The sequence below is a fragment of the Streptomyces sp. ADMS genome (assembly GCF_033441795.1).
Taxonomy (GTDB): domain Bacteria; phylum Actinomycetota; class Actinomycetes; order Streptomycetales; family Streptomycetaceae; genus Streptomyces.
Map to the genome: position 1 here is coordinate 143,738 of NZ_JAVFVX010000007.1, position 6,171 is coordinate 149,908.

Below are 6,171 nucleotides of genomic sequence, written 5' to 3' on the forward strand. Positions count from 1 at the left end.
AGGTCCTCACCCCGCCGTGGGATGGGCCGGACCGGGGGAGGCGCCGATGTCCGGCGGCGGCGGCGGAGGTGGGGACGACGGTCGGCCGTCGAACCAGCGCAGCGCCGCCGGCATCGAGCGGGGCGTGACGACCGCGCTGCCGGGGAAGGGCGGGAAGGCCGGCGGTGTCGGCGCGTTGCTCGCGGCCTCGACCGCCCCGGCGCGCAGGCCGAACTGACGAGATGCCGCAGGTCGTACACAGAGGGGGGAAGAGCATGGAGATGGCGGGCGGCCGGGACGGGGGTCGCCGAGGGCCTCGAACATCGCGGCCGTCGGCTCGGCCCCATCGGCGGCGAGCGCATGCTCGAAGGGCGGGACGCCACGGCCGGGCTTGCGGCTGGGACACCTGATGGCCGCGGCTGCCCTGGCACCCGTGAGGACGTTCCCGCGGAAGTGGACCGGCGGGAGCTGGAGCAGCGGGTATTCCCTCCGGACGTGTGACATAGCCGCACGTCCCCGGGGGGCGCGTTGTGTGCTAGCGTGGTTTTCAGTTGCAGTTGTGGTTCCCAAAGATTTCGGTGTTCTTCTCCGGTCGGGGCAATCATTGCGGCGACGCGGGGTCCGCACGGTGCGGGCCCCCGAGCATGCCCCAAGGAGATTTAACATGGCCACCGGTACCGTGAAGTGGTTCAACGCGGAAAAGGGCTTCGGCTTCATCGAGCAGGACGGCGGCGGCGCCGACGTGTTCGCTCACTACTCGAACATCGCCACGCAGGGCTTCCGTGAGCTCCACGAGGGCCAGAAGGTGACGTTCGACGTTACGCAGGGTCAGAAGGGCCCGCAGGCGGAGAACATCCTCCCCGCCTGATCCGCGTGAACCTGGCGGTCCACTAGTGGATCGACAACACACGTGATTGTGGCCGGGGCCCGCACCTAGGGGTGTGAGCCCCGGCTCACAGTTTTTTTCGGGACGGTTCAGTACCGGACGCCGGTCGCCGTCCCTGATTCTTGGGGTCATCCCCTTCACCGCTCGTTTCCTTTCGGCCCGTCCCCACGGCCCCTTTGTCCTGTGTGCCGCCGCTGTCGCGGCGGACGCTGAGCGCTGCCGTGAGCTCCGTCGACGTGCCGCATTGAGGAAGGTTCTGCATGAACCGGTCGTTCGCCGACCTGGGCCTGCCGCCCTCGCTGCTGGCCTCCCTCACCGTCGAGGGCATCACCGTCCCCTTCCCGATCCAGGCAGCCACGCTGCCGGACTCTCTCGCGGGCCGCGACGTCATGGGCCGCGGTCAGACCGGCTCGGGCAAGACCCTGGCCTTCGGTCTGGCCCTGCTGGCCCGCCTCGCCGGACAGCGTGCCGAGGCGGGACGCCCGCTGGCACTCGTTCTCGTACCGACCCGTGAGCTCGCCCAGCAGGTCGTGGACGCGCTCACCCCGCACGCCCGCGCCATGAGCCTGCGGATGACCACGATCGTCGGCGGGCTGCCCATCTCGCGTCAGGCCCGTGCGCTGGGTGCCGGCACCGAGGTCGTCATCGCGACGCCCGGCCGGCTCCGCGACCTCGTCGACCGCCGCGACTGCCGCCTCGACCGTGTCGCCGTCACCGTCCTCGACGAGGCCGACCAGATGGTCGACATGGGCTTCCTGCCGCAGGTCACGCATCTGCTCGACCAGGTGCCCCGCAAGGGCCAGCGCATGCTGTTCTCCGCCACGCTCGACGCGGACGTCGGCCGGCTCGCCCGCCGCTACCTGCACGAGCCGGTGGTGCACCAGACCGACCCGCACGCCGGCGCCGTCACGACGATGGAGCACCACGTGCTCTACGTCGACGACGTCGACAAGAAGACGGTCGCCACCGAGATCGCCGCCCGCGACGGGCGCGTACTCATGTTCCTCGACACCCGGCGCAGCGTCGACCGTCTCACCAAGCACCTGCTGAAGAGCGGCGTCCGGGCGGCGGCCCTGCACGGCGGCCGTTCCCAGCCCCAGCGCACGCGCACGCTCGCCCAGTTCAAGACCGGCGAGGTCACCGTGCTGGTCGCCTCCGACGTGGCGGCCCGTGGCATCCACATCGACGACCTCGACCTGGTCGTCAACGTGGACCCGCCCGGCGGCGCCAAGGACTACCTCCACCGTGGCGGCCGTACGGCCCGTGCCGGAGCCTCCGGCAGCGTGGTCACCCTGGTCCTGCCCGAGCAGCGCCGCGAGATGCGGAGCCTGACCCGGGCGGCGGGCGTCGACCCGAACACGGCCAAGGTCTCCCCCGGCGCCGTCGAACTGACCCGCATCACCGGCGCCCGTACGCCCTCGGGCATACCGGTGGTCGTCCCGGTCCCGGCCCCGACCCCGCCGTCCGCCCCGAAGGGCGACGGCTCCGGTGGCCGGTCGAGGTCCTCGCGGTCCCGGTCCGGCTCGGGTTCGGGGTCGGGTTCGGGCTCGCGGTCACGTCGTGGGGGCGCGGAGGGCGGTGCGGCCACGACGCGTACGTCGGGCGGTGGCGCCGCGGGCAAGGCCCGTACGACGGGCGGCGGCACTGCCAAGAAGGCGTCGCGTCCGACCGGTGGCGGTGCCAAGCCGCCGCGGGTGTCGGGCGGGAACCCGTCCGCCCGTACGGAGCAGGATCCCGCCGGCGAGCCACGCAGCCGCCGGCGCCGGGCGCCCCGTAACAGGCGCCCGGGTTCCGACGCCCGTCAGGGCAGCTGACCTTCAGCTCCAGCAGCAAGAGCACCTGTACCAGCACCTGCCCAGGGCCAGCCGGCCCCCGAAACGCCGGGCCGGCTCCGAAGCCACTGACTCCGGCCCCTTACCGACCTGCGGAGGCACCATGCGTTGTGTGATCGCCCGATTCCCGTTCGACCTGATCATGAGCGAGGTCACGCACAAGATGGACGGGGTGGTTCCCGAGCCCATCACCAGTGCGGCTGTCGGCATCGGTGGCGTGGACTACCCCGTCAAGCAGGTCGGCGCGGTCATCACCCGCCTCGACCGGCGGGACTTCACCGAGAAGGAGATGATCGCCGCGCTCACCAGGCTCGGCTTCACCTGCCGGCCCGCCGCCGCGCAGGCCCCTGCCCGCCCGGCGGTCATCGACCCGTGGGCCGAGATGCAGTAGCGCTCCGCTGGGGGCTGCGCGATTGCGGGTGCGTGGTGGCTTGTCGCGCCCACGCGGCGGCACCGCAGACCGATACGGCCCCGCGCCCCTGAACGGGGCGCGGCCGAACCGTCCGGACCTACCCGACCGGCAACCCGCAACCGCCACGGCCAGCGGATACGCGCCCGTTCTGAGGGGCGTACCGACCGTGCCCGTCGCCGTTGTCACCGGTACGAGTCTGCCGGCGTCGGCCGTTGTGACGTGGGCCGTGGTGCCGTTCCGGTCGGGGGCGACGTCGAAGGCGGAGCGGCCGACGGTGACCGGGCTGCCCGGAGCGCCGGTCACCGTGTCGAGCGGCGTGATCGTGTCACCGTTGCTCGCGCTGACCCAGAGGCAAGACCCCCTCCACTTGCTTTACTGAGCTCATGACCGACACCGCCTCCCCCGCCCGCACCGTCGCCGTCCTCGGCACCGGCATCATGGGTGCCGCCATGGCCCGTAGCCTCGCCCGGTCCGGCCACGCCGTCCGGGTGTGGAACCGGACCCGCGCCAAGGCCGAACCGCTGGCCGCCGAGAGCGGTGTCCAGGTCTCCGGCACCCCCGCCGACGCCGTCCGGGACGCGGATGTCGTCCTGACCATGCTGTACGACGGTGACGCCGTCCGGGAGGTCATGGGCGCCGCCGCGCCCGCCCTCCGTCCGGGGGCCGCGTGGGTGCAGTCGACCACCGTCGGAGTGGACGCGATCGGTGAACTGGGCTTGCTGGCAAGCGGGTTGGGGCTCGTCTTCTTCGACGCGCCCGTGCTGGGGACCCGGCAGCCCGCCGAGGCCGGGCAACTGCTCGTGCTCGCCGCCGGACCGGTGGAGCACCGGTCGGCCGTCGCGCCCGTCTTCGACGCGGTCGGTGCCCGTACGGTGTGGACCGGTGAGGAGGGCGGGGCCGGCAGCGCGACACGGCTCAAGCTCGTCGCCAACACCTGGGTCCTCGCGGCGACCAACGCGACCGGCGAGGTGCTGGCCCTGGCCCAGGCCCTCGGCGTCGACCCGCGGAGCTTCTTCGACGCCATCGCCGGCGGCCCGCTCGACATGGGCTACCTGCGGGCCAAGGCCGGCCTGATCCTGGACGACCGGCTGACCCCGGCGAGCTTCTCGGTGTCCACGGCCGGGAAGGACGCGCGGCTGATCGTCGAGGCGGGCGAGCGGAACGGCGTACGGCTCGATGTGGCCGCCGCGAGCGCCGAGCGGTTCCGGCGGGCCGACGAGCAGGGGCACGGGGACGAGGACATGGCGGCCGCGTACTTCGCCTCCTTCGAGGAGAGGTAGCCGAGGACGTCTCTGTCACCGCTGTCAGCCCACTCGTACCTTTCGGCTGCCGCAGGTGCCGCACACCGCGTCGGTGAGGGGGGAGCGCATGGCGCGGCCGTCCTCGTCGACGTACTCCAGGGGGTTCAGACAGCCCGCCGGGTCGGGGAGGAAGACGACCTCGAAGGTGCGGCTCCAGGCCGTGCCGCAGTCGAGACAGGCGAAGGCGAAGGTCTCGGTGAGGTTGCCGGTCGCGTGGTCCTGCTCGTTCTCGCCGGACATGCGGTACTCCCTGCGTGCCGTACGGGCGGGTGAGACGTCGCGCTGCGCCGAGGCCCGCCCCGCTGGCGTCGGCGGGGCGGGCGGGCTGTCGGATCAGCGCGACCGGGTCACCGAACCGCGTCTGCCGTGCCCCCTGCCGCGGGGAGTGCGGGCAGCGGGGGCAGCGGGGCCGGAGGCAGCTCCAGCGGAGGCAGGGCGACCGGGGGCACTTCCACCGGCAGGGGCGGCAGACCGCCGAGCAGGTTGCCGAGGGTGTCGAGGAGGCCGCCAAGCAGGTCCGCGAGCGTGTCCAGCAGGCCGCTCACCAGGTCGGTCACCGTGTCGATGAGGCCGTCGAGCGTGGCCGAGAGCTGGTCCAGGAGGTCCGAGACCGGGTCGGCCATGACTGCCGCGGCCCGGTTCGACGTGCCGGCCCGTTCCGCCATGCGCTGCTTGAGCGAGGCCTTCGCCGTCTCGACCTCCGTCGCGAACCCGGCCGCCTGGGTCGCGGTCAGACGGCCGGTGCCTGTCTGCTCGGTGAGGTCGGTCAGGACGTTCAGTACCGGAGTGAGTACGTTGTCACGGTCGGCGCGCTCCAGGGCGCCGATCCGGTTCAGTACCCGGTCCGCGTAGTTGTTGGACGCGGAGGACGTGGTGGACGTGCTGAGTGTGGTGGACGTGGAGGACGTGGAGGACCACGCCGTGCCGGCGCCGACGACGGCGTGGGCTTCCCGGCTCGCGTCGGTGACGGCGACGGCCGTGCCGACCGGGCCGAATATCAGCGCGGCACAGACGACGGACGACGGGAGGAGGAGTCCGTGGGAACGGGATACGAGGGCGCGCATGCGCAGTCCTTTCGAGAGCTGCTCTCTTTGGGCCCACGGTGAGAACGCCGGCCACGGTCCGCAACCGCTCACGAACGCTCGGTAATCCGCGTCCCGGTCTCCGTCACCCCGCTGACCTGTGTGTTTCCCCGGTACGTCGAAGGGTTGTCGAGTCCGGTGCCGTTCGGCCGTCAGGGGAGCCTCGCTCCCGCAACACCGTGAGCGCGCCCACCCCCGAAGTACGGGGGTGGGCGCGAGTGATTTCGGTGCAGTTGTCGTCGGAGTCGGCGGCGGGCGGGGGGAGTTGCCCGCCGCCGGGTCCGACGACGTGCGCCGTTCCCCGTCCCCACGGGTCCGGCGCGGGGCCACCTCTGGCTACGGAGGCGGCCCCTGTTCATGGGCGGTCAGTCCCGGTCGGGTACGAGCACCGGGGTCGGCCCCGGAGGCGGAACCGGCGCGGGTGCAGATGCCGTCGCCGGAGTGGAGCGGTGCGTGAGCGCCTCGCCCTCCACGTCGACGCGGGGGAGGATGCGGTCGAGCCAGCCCGGCATCCACCAGGCGGCCTTGCCGAGCAGGGCCAGTACGGCGGGGACCAGGGCCGTCCGGACGACGAAGGCGTCGAACAGGACCGCGATGGCGAGCCCGAAGCCGATCATCTTGATCATGGACTCGCCGGCTCCGATGAACCCGGAGAAGACGGCCATCATGATCAGCGCGG

General features: G+C 72.4%; 8 protein-coding genes. 5 read left to right on the forward strand and 3 right to left on the reverse strand.

Annotation, left to right across the window (positions count from 1 at the left end; all coding sequences use genetic code 11):
* The first annotated feature begins 46 nt into the window (after positions 1 to 46).
* The 5 genes from RB628_RS05430 to RB628_RS05450 all read left to right on the forward strand — a co-directional run bounded on the left by RB628_RS05430 (position 47) and on the right by RB628_RS05450 (position 4,389).
* Entirely contained in the window at positions 47 to 217 is a 171-nt protein-coding gene (locus tag RB628_RS05430; protein WP_318319112.1) for a hypothetical protein, read from the forward strand.
* A 426-nt stretch (positions 218 to 643) separates the two neighbouring features.
* The gene (locus tag RB628_RS05435) at positions 644 to 847 is read left to right on the forward strand and encodes a cold-shock protein (protein WP_006373337.1); all 204 of its coding nucleotides are present in this window, start codon (positions 644 to 646) and stop codon (positions 845 to 847) included.
* Between the two features lie 278 nt (positions 848 to 1,125).
* A complete protein-coding gene (locus RB628_RS05440; RefSeq protein WP_318319113.1) occupies positions 1,126 to 2,679 on the forward strand; it encodes a DEAD/DEAH box helicase in 1,554 nt (517 codons plus the stop codon).
* Positions 2,680 to 2,800: 121 nt separating this feature from the next.
* Complete coding sequence (locus tag RB628_RS05445; protein WP_318319114.1) at positions 2,801 to 3,088, forward strand: SCO5918 family protein; 288 nt, start codon at positions 2,801 to 2,803, stop codon at positions 3,086 to 3,088.
* 404 nt (positions 3,089 to 3,492) lie between these two features.
* The gene (locus tag RB628_RS05450; protein WP_318319115.1) at positions 3,493 to 4,389 is read left to right on the forward strand and encodes an NAD(P)-dependent oxidoreductase; all 897 of its coding nucleotides are present in this window, start codon (positions 3,493 to 3,495) and stop codon (positions 4,387 to 4,389) included.
* Positions 4,390 to 4,413: 24 nt separating this feature from the next.
* Here the strand turns inward: RB628_RS05450 and RB628_RS05455 are convergent, their stop codons facing one another.
* The 3 genes from RB628_RS05455 to RB628_RS05465 form a co-directional block, all read right to left on the reverse strand.
* Positions 4,414 to 4,650 (reverse strand): hypothetical protein, encoded by a 237-nt coding sequence (locus tag RB628_RS05455; protein WP_318319116.1) that lies wholly within the window; start codon positions 4,648 to 4,650, stop codon positions 4,414 to 4,416.
* A 107-nt stretch (positions 4,651 to 4,757) separates the two neighbouring features.
* On the reverse strand, positions 4,758 to 5,474 hold the full coding sequence (locus tag RB628_RS05460) for a hypothetical protein (RefSeq protein WP_318319117.1): 717 nt from the start codon (positions 5,472 to 5,474) through the stop codon (positions 4,758 to 4,760).
* A gap of 383 nt (positions 5,475 to 5,857) precedes the next feature.
* Positions 5,858 to 6,171: MMPL family transporter (locus RB628_RS05465; RefSeq protein ID WP_318319118.1), on the reverse strand; the 314-nt coding region annotated here is incomplete at its 5' end.

Bases quoted from the DNA above. Each gene is read 5' to 3' on its own strand.
- RB628_RS05435 (WP_006373337.1), top strand. From the start codon at position 644: ATGGCCACCGGTACCGTGAAGTGGTTCAACGCGGAAAAGGGCTTCGGC.
- RB628_RS05460 (WP_318319117.1), bottom strand. From the start codon at position 5,474: ATGCGCGCCCTCGTATCCCGTTCCCACGGACTCCTCCTCCCGTCGTCC.
- RB628_RS05430 (WP_318319112.1), top strand. From the start codon at position 47: ATGTCCGGCGGCGGCGGCGGAGGTGGGGACGACGGTCGGCCGTCGAAC.
- RB628_RS05445 (WP_318319114.1), top strand. From the start codon at position 2,801: ATGCGTTGTGTGATCGCCCGATTCCCGTTCGACCTGATCATGAGCGAG.
- RB628_RS05450 (WP_318319115.1), top strand. From the start codon at position 3,493: ATGACCGACACCGCCTCCCCCGCCCGCACCGTCGCCGTCCTCGGCACC.
- RB628_RS05455 (WP_318319116.1), bottom strand. From the start codon at position 4,650: ATGTCCGGCGAGAACGAGCAGGACCACGCGACCGGCAACCTCACCGAG.
- RB628_RS05440 (WP_318319113.1), top strand. From the start codon at position 1,126: ATGAACCGGTCGTTCGCCGACCTGGGCCTGCCGCCCTCGCTGCTGGCC.